At 38.3% G+C, this 16,728-nt stretch carries 11 protein-coding genes; 3 read left to right on the top strand and 8 right to left on the bottom strand.

All coding sequences use genetic code 11. From position 1 onward, the window contains the following. Positions 1-142: 142 nt before the first annotated feature. Positions 143-4,444: an acyl-CoA dehydratase activase gene (locus QA601_11690; protein ID MDG5815743.1), complete on the top strand. Its 4,302-nt coding sequence runs from the start codon at positions 143-145 to the stop codon at positions 4,442-4,444. A 133-nt stretch (positions 4,445-4,577) separates the two neighbouring features. After that, entirely contained in the window at positions 4,578-5,837 is a 1,260-nt protein-coding gene (locus QA601_11685) for an HD domain-containing phosphohydrolase (GenBank protein MDG5815742.1), read from the top strand. Positions 5,838-5,842: 5 nt separating this feature from the next. On the opposite strand, the gene rfbB is transcribed toward QA601_11685, so the two are convergent. The 8 genes from rfbB to QA601_11645 form a co-directional block, all read right to left on the bottom strand. Further along, the gene (gene rfbB / locus QA601_11680; GenBank protein MDG5815741.1) at positions 5,843-6,850 is read right to left on the bottom strand and encodes a dTDP-glucose 4,6-dehydratase; all 1,008 of its coding nucleotides are present in this window, start codon (positions 6,848-6,850) and stop codon (positions 5,843-5,845) included. 71 nt (positions 6,851-6,921) lie between these two features. Continuing rightward, positions 6,922-7,791 carry a dTDP-4-dehydrorhamnose reductase gene (gene rfbD, locus QA601_11675; protein ID MDG5815740.1) on the bottom strand — a complete coding sequence of 290 codons (870 nt, stop codon included), beginning with the start codon at positions 7,789-7,791 and terminating at the stop codon, positions 6,922-6,924. A 15-nt stretch (positions 7,792-7,806) separates the two neighbouring features. Continuing rightward, positions 7,807-9,381: an LCP family protein gene (locus QA601_11670; GenBank protein MDG5815739.1), complete on the bottom strand. Its 1,575-nt coding sequence runs from the start codon at positions 9,379-9,381 to the stop codon at positions 7,807-7,809. Then, positions 9,378-12,176: a polysaccharide biosynthesis tyrosine autokinase gene (locus QA601_11665; protein ID MDG5815738.1), complete on the bottom strand. Its 2,799-nt coding sequence runs from the start codon at positions 12,174-12,176 to the stop codon at positions 9,378-9,380. Before QA601_11665 ends, QA601_11670 begins: the two co-directional genes overlap by 4 nt. Further along, on the bottom strand, positions 12,173-13,024 hold the full coding sequence (locus tag QA601_11660; GenBank protein MDG5815737.1) for an AAA family ATPase: 852 nt from the start codon (positions 13,022-13,024) through the stop codon (positions 12,173-12,175). The genes QA601_11665 and QA601_11660 overlap by 4 nt, the downstream gene beginning before the upstream one ends. Next, complete coding sequence (locus QA601_11655) at positions 13,024-13,971, bottom strand: P-loop NTPase (GenBank protein MDG5815736.1); 948 nt, start codon at positions 13,969-13,971, stop codon at positions 13,024-13,026. The genes QA601_11660 and QA601_11655 overlap by 1 nt, the downstream gene beginning before the upstream one ends. Beyond that, entirely contained in the window at positions 13,964-14,602 is a 639-nt protein-coding gene (locus QA601_11650; GenBank protein ID MDG5815735.1) for a polysaccharide export protein, read from the bottom strand. Before QA601_11650 ends, QA601_11655 begins: the two co-directional genes overlap by 8 nt. A 208-nt stretch (positions 14,603-14,810) precedes the next feature. Continuing rightward, on the bottom strand, positions 14,811-15,482 hold the full coding sequence (locus QA601_11645) for a hypothetical protein (GenBank protein MDG5815734.1): 672 nt from the start codon (positions 15,480-15,482) through the stop codon (positions 14,811-14,813). A 103-nt stretch (positions 15,483-15,585) separates the two neighbouring features. Here QA601_11645 and ribD point away from each other — a divergent pair, with 103 nt between their 5' ends. Then, positions 15,586-16,689, top strand: coding sequence for a bifunctional diaminohydroxyphosphoribosylaminopyrimidine deaminase/5-amino-6-(5-phosphoribosylamino)uracil reductase RibD (gene ribD, locus QA601_11640; GenBank protein MDG5815733.1), 1,104 nt, complete (start codon positions 15,586-15,588; stop codon positions 16,687-16,689). Positions 16,690-16,728 lie beyond the last annotated feature (39 nt).

The raw sequence follows: 16,728 nt of genomic DNA, 5'->3' as shown, positions 1-16,728 counted from the left end.
CAGTTTTGCTCCCCAGTTTTTTCCTATCAGAGCTGATGCTTACTCACCGCATTTAAGGCATGTTTTTTGCTGATTCTTCCTGTTCACATTCAAAAGGTTACATTTTTTTTCACATTTAATACAACCGCCAGAGGGACAAAAAATGATTCTAAAATCACTTGGAATTTGCATTGGATCAGCATCTATTAAAGCTGCCGAAATTACTAAAAATGAACTCGGTTCAAAAATCACCAAACAAGTTGTTCAAAACCATGACAACTCACCCAGAGAAGCATTCGATACGCTAATGAAGCAGTTTAGAACTGAAAACTATGACTTCTCTATGCTCACTGGGCGAAAGTTTCGTGAAATGATAGATACTCCTTCAATAACCGAACCTGAAGCAGTTGAATATTCGTTAAGACATATGAAAGAAAACAATCTTTTGTCATCGAATCCCGGAGCGGTTGCAAGCCTTGGGGCGGAGAATTTTATCCTTTATACATTAGATCAGGATCATATGATATCCTCTGTCCAAACCGGTAATAAATGTGCTTCGGGCACCGGAGATTTCTTCTTTCAACAAATCAGGCGCATGAATGTCTCAGTCACAGAAGCAGTGAAATTAGCTGCACAGAGTGATGAGTTTCCAGTTTCTGGCCGTTGTTCGGTTTTTTGTAAAAGTGACTGCACCCATGCACTAAATAAAGGAATTCCGGTAGGTAGGGTTAGTGCCGGACTCTGTCGTATGATGGCAGAAAAGGTTTTAGAGCTTCTTGAAAAAGCTCCTGTAAAAGAACTGATCATCACCGGTGGAATCAGTAATAACAGCGTAATTATTTCTATGTTACGAGAAAAACTCAATGAACTCTACGTTCCTGAATTCGCGAATGTATTTGAAGCAGTAGGTGCTGCGCATTATGCACTGGAGCAAAGAGCAAACACCCTTTTTAGAGACCATAAACAAATTAAGGACTGCAGCAATTCCTTTGAACCCTTGCCCCCTATAGAACGCGGCAGAGAGTTAGTTCAGTTCAAAGAATTAACACAATCGGAGGCAAGAGAAGGGGATGAGCTTATTATAGGATTAGATGTTGGATCTACAACAACAAAAGCTGTTGCGCTACGTTTTAAAGACAGTACTGTTGTTGGATCTGTTTATCTTAGAACAAACGGTAATCCTATTGAAGCATCCAGGCAATGCTATGTAGCCCTCCTAAAGCAATTAAAGGTTCCTGTCAAGGTTATCGGCCTTGGAACGACAGGAAGCGGCAGGCAGATTTCAGGGCTTCACGCTCAAACCTCTGCTGTCATAAATGAAATTATAGCTCATGCTACTGCTGCAGCATTTTTTGACAAAAATGTCGATACAATTTTCGAAATTGGGGGCCAGGATGCCAAGTACACTTATCTTACCAATTCGGTGGCTTCTGATTATGCAATGAATGAAGCCTGCTCTGCAGGAACTGGCTCTTTTTTGGAAGAATCTGCAGGTGAAACGCTTGGCATCAATTATAAAGAATTAGAAAAGATTGCCCTCAATAGTAAGAAACCACCAAATTTCAATGATCAGTGCGCAGCATTCATTTCCTCTGATATCAAAACAGCTTCTCATGAAAATATTTCCAGAGAAGATATCGTTGCAGGCCTTGTGTACTCAATCTGTATGAATTATGTAAACAGAGTTAAGGGACAGCGCCCATCAGGTAAAAGAATTTTCATGCAGGGAGGGGTTTGTTATAATAAGGCAGTACCTCTTGCAATGGCTAATCTTTTAGGCAAGCCAATTATCGTTCCTCCGGAACCTGGTTTAATGGGGGCCTTTGGGGTAGCCCAGGAAGTCAAACAGCGCATAAATGATGGTCAATTAGATAGAAGCACCTACGATTTAAATACTCTTGCCAAAAGAAAGATTGAAAATGGAGCTAAATTCACTTGCACAGGCGGGAGTGAAATATGTGATAGAAGTTGTGAAATTAACACTATGATAATAGAAGGGAAGAAATATCCTTTTGGTGGTGCCTGCAATAAATATTACAACTTGATACGGAAAGTTTCACACCAAAGAAAACAGTATGATTTAGTTTCACTTCGGCAGGAAACTGTATATAAAGCCACAAACGTTTCTTCCAACATTAGGATGAATAAATCTATTGGACTCAACCGTTCTTTTTTAACACACATGTTTTACCCTCTGTACCATTCTTTTTTTTCAGCTCTGGGCTTAGATGTAATTTTATCCAACGATATTTCTCCGGAAGGAATGAAGCGAAAAAGATCTTCATTTTGCTTTCCTGGAGAGATTGCACACGGGGCTCTTTTTTCTCTTTTAAAAGAAAAACCGGATTATTTATTTTTGCCAAAAATAACTGAACTTTTTGTTGAAAACGCTTCTAATCGCAAAAAAGAACACCAGTGCACCTGTTTATTACTTCAAAGTGAGCCCTATTATCTAAAAAGTGCATTCAGCGATATGTTGCACAGCACTCAATTCATTTCTCCAGTAATAAACTTTTCAAAGGGATATGAATCTCAGGCCAACGTTTTTGGTGATATTGCACAACAAGTAGGGGGTACTTTTTCGCAGGGGATTGAAGCTTACCACAAAGCAGTTGAAGTGTTCAAAGAGAACAATCTACAGATAAAAGAACTTGGTCTCAAAGCACTTGAGGAGTTGGAAAAAGATCCAAACAAAGTTGCTATTGTACTTTTTGGCAGGCCATACAACGCATTTACCTCAGAAGCAAACATGGGTATCCCTGGAAAGTTTGGTTCTAACGGGATTACTATTATACCGTGGGATTCTCTACCGTTTGAGAATCTTGAATGCCCAATGGATATGAACTGGGCAATTGGACAAAACCTTATTAAAGCCGCCCGGTTTGTTAAAACACACCCTCAGCTGTTTGGTACTTATATTACCAATTTTAGCTGTGGTCCTGATTCTTTTTTAGTTGGATATTTTAGAAACATAATGCAATCAAAACCATCTTTAACTTTAGAACTTGACAGTCACACTGCTGATGCGGGTGTAAATACCAGAATCGATGCTTTTACCGACATAATCGAACGTTACCGATCAATTACTCACCCCAGAGTAGTCAATCCTGATTTTAAACCAGCCCATATATCTTTTCATAACAAAACTCCCTTTTTTGTATCAAGTAGTGGTGAGAAGGTTGAATTGAGTGATCCTCGAGTTCACCTCCTGTTTCCATCAATGGGAGAACTATCGAGTGAACTCATCGCATCAACGTTTAGTGGAGCAGGTATAAAAGCTTCTGCTATTTCTCAATACGATGCAGAAGTCCTTAAACTTGGAAAAGGGTACAGTTCCTGCAAGGAATGCTTACCACTAATTTTAACAACCGGTGGCCTTCTTTCTTATCTCTCAAAACGCACTTGTGATGAGGAATTTCTCGTATATTTTATGCCCACAAGCGGTGGAAACTGCAGACTCACCCAGTATAATGTTTATATTAACAGTTTAATAGAAAAAAAACGTATACCCAATGTCGCCCTGCTCTCTCTAACTAACGAAAACGGCTATGCAGGACTATCTATACTTGATGCACTTAATGTATTAAAATCAATCATCATTTCTGATTGCATGGAAGATATTCGTAATGCGCTTCTTGTACTTCATGAAAATAAAGATGAGGCAATGGAAATATTCAATAAAGAGTGGGAAAGAATTATCTCACATTTTAGATCCGGAAAAAAAAGTGGTTTGTATCGGCTACTTTCAACTGTTTCTAAAAATCTTAAAACCATTAAGCTAAAGTACCCGTTAAAAAAAGCCAAAATGGTATCTTTGCTTGGTGAAATTTTTGTTCGACGTGATAACTTTTCATGCCAGAATCTTATATACAGACTATCTCAGCGAGATATTATCGTAAAACGAGCTCCAGTTTTTGAATGGCTTGAATATTGTGACTACAATGTAAGAGAAGGTATTTTTGAAGCAGATTTCACCCTTAAAGACAAGGTAGAATTTAAGACCAGAACCCTTCTTCAGCATCATTTTGAACGGAAAATTAAATCGATTCTCTCACAATCAGGTCTGTATCAGTATGAAATGACTAATATTGAAGAGGTGATTAAATATGGCGAGAATTTTTTTAACAAGCAGCTGACAGGAGAACCGATTTTAGTTGCTGGAAGTTATTTTAAAGATATTCTCTCTACTACTCTTGGCTCTATTCAGATTGGACCATTTGCCTGCATGCCTACCCGGGTTGTGGAAGCCGTTCTTTCCGCAGAAGCTACCGTAGAAAATAAGATGAGGCTTGATAAAAAAATTACCGGCTCAGGTGCTATAAGGTCGGATATAAAAACCCTTCCCTTCCTTTCCATTGAAAGTGACGGTAATCCATTTCCACAGGTTCTGCAGTCGAGAATTGAGGCATTCTGCCTTCAGGTGGAAAGGCTGCATGGTAAAATAAATCAGATAAGGGCCACCTGAAGAGCTGGTGGAGCCCTTTTTCATTTTAAGCCAACCATCAATCGTTTTTTTTTGAAAATGTTGTTACAACACTGTTAGTTCAGTAAGTTAGACTATTTTGGAAGATACATTTTCAATGGCCGCAAGGATATCTATGTTGAATGGTCACCAAATTGGTGTTATAATGAAAAAAAAGCTTTTCACTCATATTTTTTTAAGCGGTTCTAAGCTAATGGTAAATTATAGAATTGAAGATATTACAGAAGGTATGACAATTGGAGAATCGGTCTTCACCAAATCGGGACAGCTTCTTGTATCTGCAGGATACAATTTAAATAATAAGCAGATTGAATTACTCAAAAAAATGGGTTTCAAAACGCTTATGGTTGACATTGAGGGTACTGAAGAAGTTAATCCTCAGCCTGTTATCAGCACACAAGTTCAATCTGAGTTAACCACCACAGTCGAGCAATCTTCAAAAGATATTCGTTCTGTTTTTGGTAAAGAATTAAATGTTAAATCAAAAGTTATTGAAACCATTGAAAAGGATCGCAATAATATAAATGATATTATTAGAAACAGCGGCCTAGTGACAATGGTAAGTAAAATCATTGATGATATATGTACAGAACCATGGGCACTGGTTAATATTACAAAAATCATAAATGAATCAGATGACCTTTTTAAACATTCTATTTTTACTACTATAATTTCCTTATGTATTGGGTACAAATATACGTTTTCTTTTGACGAACTGAAGCAACTTGGTCTTGGAGCTATCAACTACGACATTGGAATGCTATCTATCCCAACCTCCATATTGAACAAAGAATCCCCTCTTAATGAAGAGGAGCAACAAATTTTAAATCAGCATACAATTTATGGCTATATGATGCTTTCTGGAATCAGCGCTATACCCCCTACAAGCACAGCGGTAGCCTTGTCGCATCACGAACACCAGGATGGAAGTGGTTACCCAAGGGGGCTAAAAGGTGAAAATCGCCCTCCGGCCAAGAGTCTTTCCAAAGGAACGATACACAGATTTGCAGAGATCGTTGCTGTAGCAGATGCTTATGAGATGTATTTAAATGGACGGAGACATTTCAGTGAAGCTCTTGGTAGTAAAGGTGCTATAGCTCAAATAATAAAAGAGTCGGGAAGTAAGTTCAACACTGATATAGTTAAAACATTAATTAAAATAGTACCAATCTACCCAGTTGGAACACGGGTTAAAATAACAGATGCTCCCTTTGACAAGCTTATAGGGTGTACCGGGGTAATCTCTTCTGTTTCACCGGAACACATAACAAAACCCCAGGTTCTTATTTATGAAAATAAAAACAAAACGAAAATGAAACCTGTTACACTTGATATGCAAAAGGTGAAAGGTATCACACTTGAACTTTTGACCTAAACAAATTAGCCATTACCAAAATTTTTTGTGTTAAGTATTTTTTCCCACCACCAGCTGTTATTTTTATACCACTCAATGGTTAAAGCCAAACCATCTTCCAAAGAAATTGATGGTTGCCAGCCAAGTTCGGACTCAATCTTTGATGCGTCTATTGCGTATCTTTTATCATGACCGGGACGATCTTTTACATAGTTAACTAAAGATTTTGGTTTTCCAAGCTCATTTAATATCTTGTGAACTATTTCGATGTTGGATTTTTCATTCCTGCCACCGATATTATAAACCTCTCCAGGAGTGCCCTTTTCCATTATTTGTTGAAGTGCGTTACAGTGGTCTTTTACAAACAACCAATCTCTGACGTTTAATCCGTCTCCATACACCGGCAGCGCCTTGTCATTCATAGCATTGATTATCATTAAAGGTATAAGTTTTTCGGGATATTGATACGGACCATAATTATTAGAGCAGCGTGTAATAATTGATGGAAAATTAAATGTTTTAAAATAAGAACGGACAAGCAAATCACTTCCAGCTTTACTTGCCGAATACGGGCTGTTTGGTGCAAGAGGAGTTTCTTCCGTAAAATATCCATTCCTACCCAGGGAGCCATATACCTCATCAGTAGAAACATGAATAAACAGTTTGTCACCAAAATGGGCTTGCCAGGCATCTTTAGCGGTGTGCAGCAATACCTGTGTGCCGATTACATTTGTGTTCACAAATTCTGCTGGCCCCAGTATACTTCTATCTACGTGTGATTCCGCAGCAAAGTGTACCACGTAATCGAAATCATATTTTTTGAATAATTCAGTGACTGAATCAGGATCACAAATGCTTCCTTTAATGAATGTATACCTTGGATTAGTGGATACCTCAATTAAATTATCCAAGTTACCAGCATAAGTTAATGCATCAAAGTTTACTAGGAACAGGTCATCTCTAGTACTGAGAATCTGATCAATAAAGTTTGATCCAATGAAACCTGCACCACCTGTAACCAAAACAGTTTTCATATCTTTTCACACCCACGTTAAATAAGGATGAAAATAGTTTATTAACTCAATCTCAACAATCTTAGTTAATTTCAGACACAAATACCACTTTTTTCATATTCCACATACTTTTTAAAGCTTTGAGTCCATTCTGGCATGATATCTATGTCAAGGGATTTTAACCTCTTGTTTTCAAGAACACTAAATTGCGGGCGCCTGGCGGGTCTAGGAAACTCAGAAGTTTCACAAGGCCTTAAACGTACCGGCAGAGAAGCAGCTTCGATAATCTGGCATGCGAAATCATACCAGGTGCACATACCCTGACTTGTACAATGAAACACCCCACACTCTTTTTTTGAAAGAAGAAGGATGACCTGCTTAACTACATCAAGGGTCCATGTAGGGGTACCAACCTGGTCTGAAACAACTTTCATCTCATCTCCCCTGAGGCTCATTTCTTTAGCTTTACTTCGAATACTTTTAACAAAATTAGTTCCATTTGACCCATACAGCCATGCTATTCGTACTACTATACTTTTGTCCCAGGTTCTTCTTACAGCTATTTCTCCGGCAAGTTTCGATTTTCCATAGACTGTTAGCGGATCTGGTTGATCCTCTTCCACATAAGGCCGCTCTTTGTTTCCGCTAAAGACATAATCAGTACTAAAATGGACAAGCGTAGCTCCCACGTATTGAGCACACCTGGCAATGTTTTCCGGTCCGGTTTTATTCAGATCGTATGCAGATTTAATTTCAGTTTCGCAGGCATCAACAGCAGTAAAGGCAGCACAGTTTAAGATAACATCAGGCGAACTTTGGTGAATTTTCTTTTTTAAATCATCATATATCCTGATATCTACCTGCGGAAAATCCAGCGCATCAACTGAATAGCCATTCCTTTTTGCATAAATGTAAAAATCTGATCCTAATTGACCACTAGAACCAATAATCAGCAGTTTCAAGAAGCAATTCCCTCGTTAGTTAGACACTAAAAGTTTACGTGAAAGAGATAAATCTGGTTCATGAGAAGGTCGGCTATGCCGCATTACAGTTTCTCCCGGAATAGTATGCTTCATATATCGCCAACTACGTCCGGATGCAAATCTGTTGTAATGGTTCATTACGCCGCCTGGGCTAAAATTAGTTTCAATATTGCTTAGCAGTTGATCAGCCAAAAGAGCGGTCATAATGACATTCTGGTTTCTAAATTTATTGAACATTTGCCTAAGCACCATAGCCTGTCGTCTTCTACTACCCTCAGCTCCTGAAATTTCCGGCGATAGAAAATGTACCAGGTGCTCTCCAGCAAGCATTGCTTGCCCCTGGGGCATATTCAAGGCTGAAGCAGCTAACAGATCAAGATCTATATCAACTCCTCCAATTGTGTTCACTATTCTAATGATATCATTTCTGTCCACAACACAATAATTTGAAACTTCTATATTCAAGACTCTCTCGGCCAAAATACTTACTAAAACAGGTCCGCCATAGAGAAAAGCTTGCCCCAGAGTAGAAAAGCCTTGAACAAACTGTTCAACCAGAAGCTCAGAAGGCAATTCGACTATATGAGTGACGCCTGTCTCGAATTGCAGACTTATAATATAATATGTATGTGGTGGCGCACAGAAAAGAAAATTAAGCGGTTTGTCTCCATCCACCTTTTTCATTCTTTGTTCAGAAAGTCCGGTAAATCGCTCAGTTATCGCACTATCGGCTGGAATACGGGTTATTTCAAAGGGATCGTCAATTCCGGCAATTTTTAATTGCTGCCCAGAAATAAGGTTAACCGATTCTTCGCTGCCACTCCTCTCAACCAGCAAGAGCCCATCTTTATTACCAATAAATACATCCGTTCCTTGAATATCGATGAAAAATTCTGTTTCTTCACCACCGACCACAACAGTAGCATAGGGGGTATTGATTTTATAAGCATCCCTGTTTTGATTATTTTTGATTCTATACCAACAAAGCCCCGTTCTTTGCATTAGTTCAAAACGATAGCTTTGTTGATCTGTCATAGATGCTCGAATAACCTCGATTTCTGAAAAATTATCCATATCAACCGATGAAGAAAAACCAAGAGACAGCTCTATTTGGGATGTTGCTTCGGTGCGGATTCTGTCTCCCTGACTAAAAGATGTACCTTGCTGTTGGGGAAGCTGAGCTCCCCCGGCGCCGATCAAAGTTATTTCACCCGTAAAATTTTCTAACCATAATATGTTCTCTTCATCGTATAAAGATATAGGACTATTTAAAGATCCCACCTGCATCATACTGTTAGTAACTACCTGGTTTAAAAGACCAAAAGTTGATATATCTGATGTAGGTCTTATACCTGCAACCTTTAATATTTCAAATTCGGTGATACCAACAGGAACTTTATACTTTCCAGGCTTTCTTACATTTCCCTGCACAGATACAAAAACATGTTTCTCTTCTTCAAAAACTTCAAATGATGCATTCCGCAATAGCAGAACTATCTGCCACAGTATTCCTATAGACACAACCAAATATAACAAACAAGTTACAGCTCTATATTTTATTATCTTCATTCAAGGCTTTCCTCATGGAAATACTCCAGTTCATCTCTGAAAATAACGGAATCTCCTTTTTTATGAAGAGTATCATTGAGCTGATCCCTTTTGGAAGTTTTACTTCCAAAGAAAGCTATATCATTATATTCGCTCGTTTTTTCGCTTTTTATCTTTTCATCCGATGAATACCCCACATAGTTAATACTGCCTTCATTAGCTGGTTTTTCGATTTTAAGCCACACATTTGCAATTAAAAGTGCCATAAAGGTAAGTAACAAAAGTAAAAATGTTTTCTTTTTAATTAAAGAACGAGAAAACGATGCAGCAGAAGAAATATGCGCAGGAATTCTATAAGTAAAATTTTTTATACCCCTTTTACCTTTTTCTTCCAAATTCACGCCAAGTTTTCGTAAAGATAATTTCTTTGTTGAATCATCTTCATAATTATACTTATAGGAGTAGTAGCCATAGTAACCGTAATAAGGATAGTAGCCATTTGAATAAGAAACACCATTTAGAATGCCACCGAATATTTTACACCCTATTCGTGATAGCTGATACTTTGCTTGCTTAGCAGCTTTTACAGGAGTCCAAAGTATCCTTACTACCATCAAACAAGCATCCATTTTAGGAGCCATTATAAGCGTGTCGCTTACAGGTAACAACGCAGGTGAATCAAATATCACAATATCGGCTTTGGTTCGTAGTTCACTTATAAATTTATCAAATCTGTATGTACCAAGTAATTCGGAAGGATTATCAGGTCTGGATCCACTAGTAATGATAAACAGATTTTCATACTCTGTTCCTTTAATAATTTCATCACAATCTTTTTGTGCAAACAAATACTCTGAAAGTCCGGTATCTGCCGGAACGTTAAAAAGGTGATGTAAATGAGAGCGCCTCAGATCAGCATCTATCAGTATGACTTTCTTTCCATCCATAGCAAACGAAATAGCCAAATTTGCAGCCATGGTGGTTTTGCCTTCACCTTTAACCGCACTGCATACCATAAAAGTCTTAAGCTTATTTTCATGCAAAAGGTGTTTTATGTTTGCTCTGAGAGCTCTAAATGGTTCAAGTATGCTTTTGGGTATCTTATCTGTATCTTTTATAAGCGAAGCCTCTGCTTCTATCAGAGGAACAACTCCAAGCAAGGGTGTTTCAAGTGTTCTTTCCATTTCAGATGGATCTTTAACACTCTGATCTAAATATTCTATCACAAAAGCTACACCTATACCAAGTACCAGACCTAAAAAAATAGTGATAAGAATCATGCTTTTCTGGTAATCAGAGATAGCTTTACCAGGAGTTTCTGCATACTCCAATATCTTAAGATCTGACTCCTGACTGTCTTTTTTAATTTTAGCCTCTTCATATCTGTTTTTAAGCAATTCTAAAGTGGCCAGTGTATTTTTAGCCTCTCGTTCAAGATGAGCATGCGTTTGCTGAATTTGAGGCAATGCTAAAAGTTCAAGATTCAAGGTTTCTATAATCCGTTTCTGCGCAGCCTGTTTTGTCTTAAGCGCAGATTTTTCGATTGTTTCATTTGTATATTTTTGTAATAAGTTTTGCCGGATCGGATTATTTACAAATGTTTTTCTTGAAGCCTTCCGTGAAATACTATCCATAGTAACTGTTTTTAAATTTTCTATTTTCTGCTTTAGCGTCCTCACCCTGAAGTGTTCAGAACTTCGTTCAGCTAACAAGGTGCTAAGTTCAAGCTCAAGCTCAGCAAGTTTATCCTGAAAAGGGTCTTGATAGGTAATTGATTGTATGGTGTTTATTTCCTGCTGGCTGATTTGATTTTGAAGTCCCGTCAACCTTTCCCTGCTTTCAATCAAATCCAGATTTGTCTGTTGTAATGCAAGTTCCATCTCTGACATTTTTGATATAAGCAGATTAGTTTCATTGCTTAACTGAGCCATTCGGTTTTGTTCTTTAAATTCACGCAACCGGTTTTCTCTTACCTTCAACTCATCATCCAGTTTGGCTATCTGTTTCTCAAGCCTGATGATTAGATTTGTTAGTTCCTGAGCATTAACATGGCGTCGGTAATCATTGTATGTTCTGCATAACTCATTAAGTACATCTTTTGCCATTTCAGGATCATGATGTCTGAATTTCAGCTCTATAATATTGGTTTTCTCTCCATTATTATCTCTTATTCCAACAGTGAGATTCTCAATTATAGACTGAGGTTTAATTCTATTGTTAAGATTTGCTGAAACCATTGAAGCGACTGTGTTTGATTTAAACAATTCTAGATGAGTATTTAAAGCCTTTTCACGATCCCTTAAGTAATTCCATGTATGTTCTGCCCCAAAAATGTCTCTGCCCTCAGGGTGAAATAACATATTTGCATAAGCATAATAATGGCTTCCACTGGTAAGATAGCTATATCCTGAATAGATTACAGCAAAAAGCATAATCAGGGCGATAAAGCATTTTCGTCGCAAAATTATCGAAATGTATTTTCCTATCTCAAACTCTTCTTCTTCTTCATCGTCCTTATTTATAGCAAAAGTTGATGAACTCTTTTGAGAATTCACTTCATTTTTTTCAGGATAAATTTTACTGTTCGTGCAATCGTCTCTATTCTGAGTTTGCCCTGAATTCTGGCTTAGAGGGATGCTAGGTATTTGTTCTGTTGATTCAGTAGGAATCGTACTGGTAGCTTCTTCAGGCTCTGTAGTCTCTTCATTCCCAGGCTTAGCGACATCATCACCACTGTTTTCCACTTCATCGTAGGGACTTTTTTCCTCATTTATCTTTTTAATTATTTCACCAAGATTGAACTTCCTTTTTTTCATCGAAGCTGCTCCTGCATATCATCCAAAATATCCTGGACATCTTCTTCAGATATAACATCTCTGTTTTGAGCAAATCCATAGTGAAGTGATAATTTACAAAGTCTATTTATAACCCTTGGCACGCCATCAGTACTGCTAAAGATTAACTTAAAAGCGGAACCATCAAACATACACTTTTTTTCATTACCCGCAATTCTTAACCGATGTTCGGTATACTTTACTGTTTCAGTGTAATCAAGATGCTTGAGATGAAACCGAAGAAAAACCCTTTGATCTACTTGTGGCAATTTTTTAATTATACTTCTTAATTCAGGCTGCCCTATAATAAACACTGTCATTAAATTCTCTGTTCTGGAACCGATATTAGTAAGGTTTTTAATTTCATCCAAAACCTGGCTATGCATCTGCTGTGCTTCATCAAAGATTATTATCAGGTGCCTTTTTTCAGTGTAGGTTAAGGTTTCAAGTTTCTTCTTAAACGCTTGAGTCAGAGCATATTTATCGTTTCTTGTGAAATCGATCTGTTCCATTAAAGACAAACGTGGATCACGATAAGCGATGCTTTCAACAATATCGTAAAGAATATCATTGAAAGAAAAACTTGAGTTATCAAAGGAGACGACTTCAAATTTTTGTCTTGGTAGAGCATTTAAGAAGACATTCTTAGTAATAGTTTTACCTGACCCAATTTCACCTGTAAGCAGTCCCATATTCATATTACTATCATTAGCGACATATAATAGACGATCAAGAGCTTCTCTGTGATCCACACTTTCGTAAAAAAATCTTACATCACAAAGCTCTTCAAACGGTTTTTCTTTTAAATTCCAGTGTTTCAGATATGCCATTATCCCGGTTTATCCACTTTAGTAAGATTCATAATATTTTTTGTGATGGCCTGAATACATCCATTCACTTTACAATTTTCATTTAATACCGCAGGTTTCATTTCTCTTATGGATGCTCTGATATCTGGAGATTGGAGCAAATATCCCACATAATACATATTCAAAGAAAGGTATTTTTTGACCATTTTCGCAAACCTCTCACCAACATCAATATCTTCCCTTGTCTTCACCATATTAACTATTAAAAAAGTCTTTCTGGAATAAACCCACTCTTTCATAACCGATACTTCATCTCGGTATCTTGAAAGCATGGAATTAAGGAGCTCATCTACAGTAATAACGCCTTTTGCAGTTTTAGGGTCAATGCGGTTTTTAATTTCTTTTTGTAAGTCACTCCTACCAGGAAACAATCGGGTTAAGCCACGTAAAACCCCTCCCTTAAGATAGCTATAGGCATTTTCTATAGATGTAGGCAAGCCATCAATAACAACTATACTATATGGAAATGCTGCATAAAAATCTGTAACTTTGTGATCACTTCCAGCACCAAGATCTACAAAGATGTAATCAGCTTCCATTTTTTTGAGGTTTCTGATAATCTTCTGCTTTTGTGCAAAATTTGGATTAGCCAATTCAAGGAAATCACTGGCTCCACTTACAAGCCACGTTCCGGGGACCATGGTCTCCACTGCAACATCACTGAGTTTACTTTTATTTCCGCACATGAAATCCTGTAATCCCAGAGCTGGTCTCTTTACACCAAGACACAAATGTAGATTAGCTCCACCTAAATCTGCATCTATGAACCCAACACTATTTCCTTTTCTGGCAAGTTCGGCTCCTATATTCACACATACCGTACTCTTTCCAACTCCACCCTTTCCACCACCAACAGATATAAATATCGGCTCACTCATCACTACCTGCTCTTCATCCTGGCTACTCACCTAACCTGCTTGAAGTCACTACAATCTGAAGTGTGACACTTACGATACTAACTATGGTGGCTATAACACCCCAGGGCACTTCAAAAGAATCTGGTACATACATTGTATCTCCCGGGTAGAGTTTAAATTCATCACCACCTCTGTTCTCCGTATCTCCCCAAATCCTATCTATTTCGATATTATTTACACTCCCATCTTTTCGTATCACCCTAACTTCCCTAGTCCTTCCCTTTCTCAATCCTCCCGCCATTGCCAAAGCTTTTATTATATCGATTGGTTCATACACTTCATACTCTCCGGAACGGACCACATTTCCTATGATAAAAATTTTATTGGAATGATACGATTCAATCGAAACAGAAACAACGGGGTTATTTACATAGGATGAAAGCTTATTCTGCATTGTACTTACGAGTTGAGAAGGCGATACCCCAACAGCAACGATTTCTCCTACGACCGGATAGTTTATTTTACCATCAGGCCTGATCTTATGCCTGCCACTGAATTCAGGATGTTCTACAACCGTAATCGATATGACATCCCCGGCCTGCAGAAGGTATTCCTTTATTTGGCCATAAACATTTAACTGTAAGACTATGACCAACAGAATTGTTGTATATATCGTTTGCATAAGTTGGGTTCTCAATAGCCGACACCCCCGGTCGCATTATCATCAACTCTTCCCTGATGTATTCAGCCATTTCCATCATCGACACAAAGCTGCCAGTTAAATCCCGGGCACCTCAGGCACACCGGAATGTAGCTGTTCATATCATCAATAACAATAAAGATTTATACCATGATTGCAAAACGGAGTCAACAAAATTTAATTTTTAAAACTACTTTTCTTCTGATTCTTCTGCGTCACTGTGCTCTTGCTCAGAAGTATCGGTATGCTCCAATGAAGTTTTTAGGGGGTCAGTATCTGAATAACGTTCCTCTTGCCGGCTGCCTAAAACATTGGTAAGGATAGAACCCGGGAAATTCAATTCATAGCTCTTTTGAGAATTAGAGAAGGAAATACTAACAGAAGAATTGCTAAAAAGAAGCAATGAGAGTGATATAGCTATGAATCCAAGTGCAATAAAGATCGTTAACAGTGCAATTTTACTCTTACTTCTACTGGCTCCCAAACCCCTTTTCTTTTTCTTTCCAGTCTGGGCATTTAACAATCCATACTCTTTCAATAAGAAAAGCTGCAGACGATTACTGAATTTTTCAGCATTACCACTTTTTTCAGAAGTGTTGGAATACTGAGCATCATAACGCCCCCCCCAATGAGAGCAAAACCAATCATCAGCATCATTCACACATTTCCCGATGAAAGCACGATATAGTTTGGAACATAATGGTAACACTTCTTCACAAGCTTCTTCAAAGGTTTTTCCCTCAGCGCACAGTAGCTGAAAAGAGGACCTGATACGATCAGAGAAGAGAGTAAAAAAAGCGATTGGATCACCTGTGGCAGCAAGCTTGGTAAGCAGTTCTTCTTTTGAATTAATCGTTTTCATAGAAGGGAAAAATACTACAAACTTGTTAGTAATGCCAACTTCTGCAACTTATTTTGTGAGCCTAAGGTATTTTTATGATCAAAATACGCATCAGGAACCAAAAATGAATTATTCACAAGCTGATAAACAATATATGAAACGGGCACTTCAGCTGGCTTCTGAAGTTAAAGGAACTACTTTTCCAAACCCGGCAGTAGGTGCTGTTGTGGTCCAATGCGGAGAGATAGTGGGGGAAGGTGCTACTGAGCCCTGTGGTGGAGCGCATGCAGAAACAATAGCTTTAAAAAAAGCCGGCGTAAAAGCAAAGGGAGCCACATTATATGTGACCCTTGAACCCTGTTGCCACTTTGGCCGAACACCACCATGTACAGATTTTATCATTGCTTCTGGCATAAAAAAGGTCTTTTCCGCTGTCAAAGACCCTAACCCACAGGTAAGCGGCAAAGGTATTTCTCAACTCAAAGACCATGGTATCGAAACATCTACCGGACTGCTGCGCCATGAAGCCGCAAGGATAAACGAAGATTTCTTCTGGTCGATAGTTAAAAAAAGCGCCTGGATCACCTTAAAGCTTGCACTGACTCTTGATGGCAGGATTGCTGACTGGAAGCAGGATTCTAAATGGATTACCTCTGCCGCTTCAAGAGATTTCGTGCAGCAGTTACGTAATTCACACGCAGCGATTGCAGTTGGACGAAAAACTCTGGAAAAAGATAACCCCCGCCTTACAGCAAGATGTAAAAAGGTTACCTATCCTGCACGGATCGTTTTCTCTTCAACCCATGCTATCCCACCGCAGACCTACTTTTACAAAAATGCAGGACAAACACGGAGCATAATCGTTGTAAACAGCACCAAAAAAGGCATAGAATACCATAAAGGACTAGAAATATGGAATACAGGAACAAAAGATTCACTTGAGAGCCTTACTGCTTTTGTCTCTATAGCACACCAGCAGGGGCTTAATAGCATATTTATTGAAGGAGGGCAGCACCTTGCATCATTGTTTCTTCAGGCAAAGCTGGTAAATAAGCTATATCTCTTTTATGGAAATAAAATTGTTGGAAACGGTCTGAATGGGATACAATTTCCTGCTGGATTGGACATTGAAAAGCCAATCACCTTAGGCGATATAGAGTACAGGCAGTTTTCTGACGATTTGATGCTTAGTGGCACCCCTCACTACCCTGCTATTGAGTCCAATTAGAAGAATAAAAAAGCAGGATAAGCCGATATTAATCATTTT

It is taken from the genome of Chitinispirillales bacterium ANBcel5, from assembly GCA_029688955.1.
GTDB lineage: Bacteria > Fibrobacterota > Chitinivibrionia > Chitinivibrionales > Chitinispirillaceae > Cellulosispirillum > Cellulosispirillum alkaliphilum.
The sequence above is the reverse complement of the archived record's forward strand: the minus strand, read 5'-3'. Positions and strand labels throughout refer to the sequence as shown.

What these genes read in the sequence shown, in the direction of transcription:
- QA601_11690 (MDG5815743.1), top strand. Translation starts at nt 143, where the DNA reads ATGATTCTAAAATCACTTGGAATTTGCATTGGATCAGCATCTATTAAA.
- QA601_11685 (MDG5815742.1), top strand. Translation starts at nt 4,578, where the DNA reads ATGTTGAATGGTCACCAAATTGGTGTTATAATGAAAAAAAAGCTTTTC.
- rfbB (MDG5815741.1), bottom strand. Translation starts at nt 6,850, where the DNA reads ATGAAAACTGTTTTGGTTACAGGTGGTGCAGGTTTCATTGGATCAAAC.
- QA601_11670 (MDG5815739.1), bottom strand. Translation starts at nt 9,381, where the DNA reads ATGAAGATAATAAAATATAGAGCTGTAACTTGTTTGTTATATTTGGTT.
- QA601_11665 (MDG5815738.1), bottom strand. Translation starts at nt 12,176, where the DNA reads ATGAAAAAAAGGAAGTTCAATCTTGGTGAAATAATTAAAAAGATAAAT.
- QA601_11660 (MDG5815737.1), bottom strand. Translation starts at nt 13,024, where the DNA reads ATGGCATATCTGAAACACTGGAATTTAAAAGAAAAACCGTTTGAAGAG.
- QA601_11650 (MDG5815735.1), bottom strand. Translation starts at nt 14,602, where the DNA reads ATGCAAACGATATATACAACAATTCTGTTGGTCATAGTCTTACAGTTA.
- QA601_11645 (MDG5815734.1), bottom strand. Translation starts at nt 15,482, where the DNA reads ATGAAAACGATTAATTCAAAAGAAGAACTGCTTACCAAGCTTGCTGCC.
- ribD (MDG5815733.1), top strand. Translation starts at nt 15,586, where the DNA reads ATGAATTATTCACAAGCTGATAAACAATATATGAAACGGGCACTTCAG.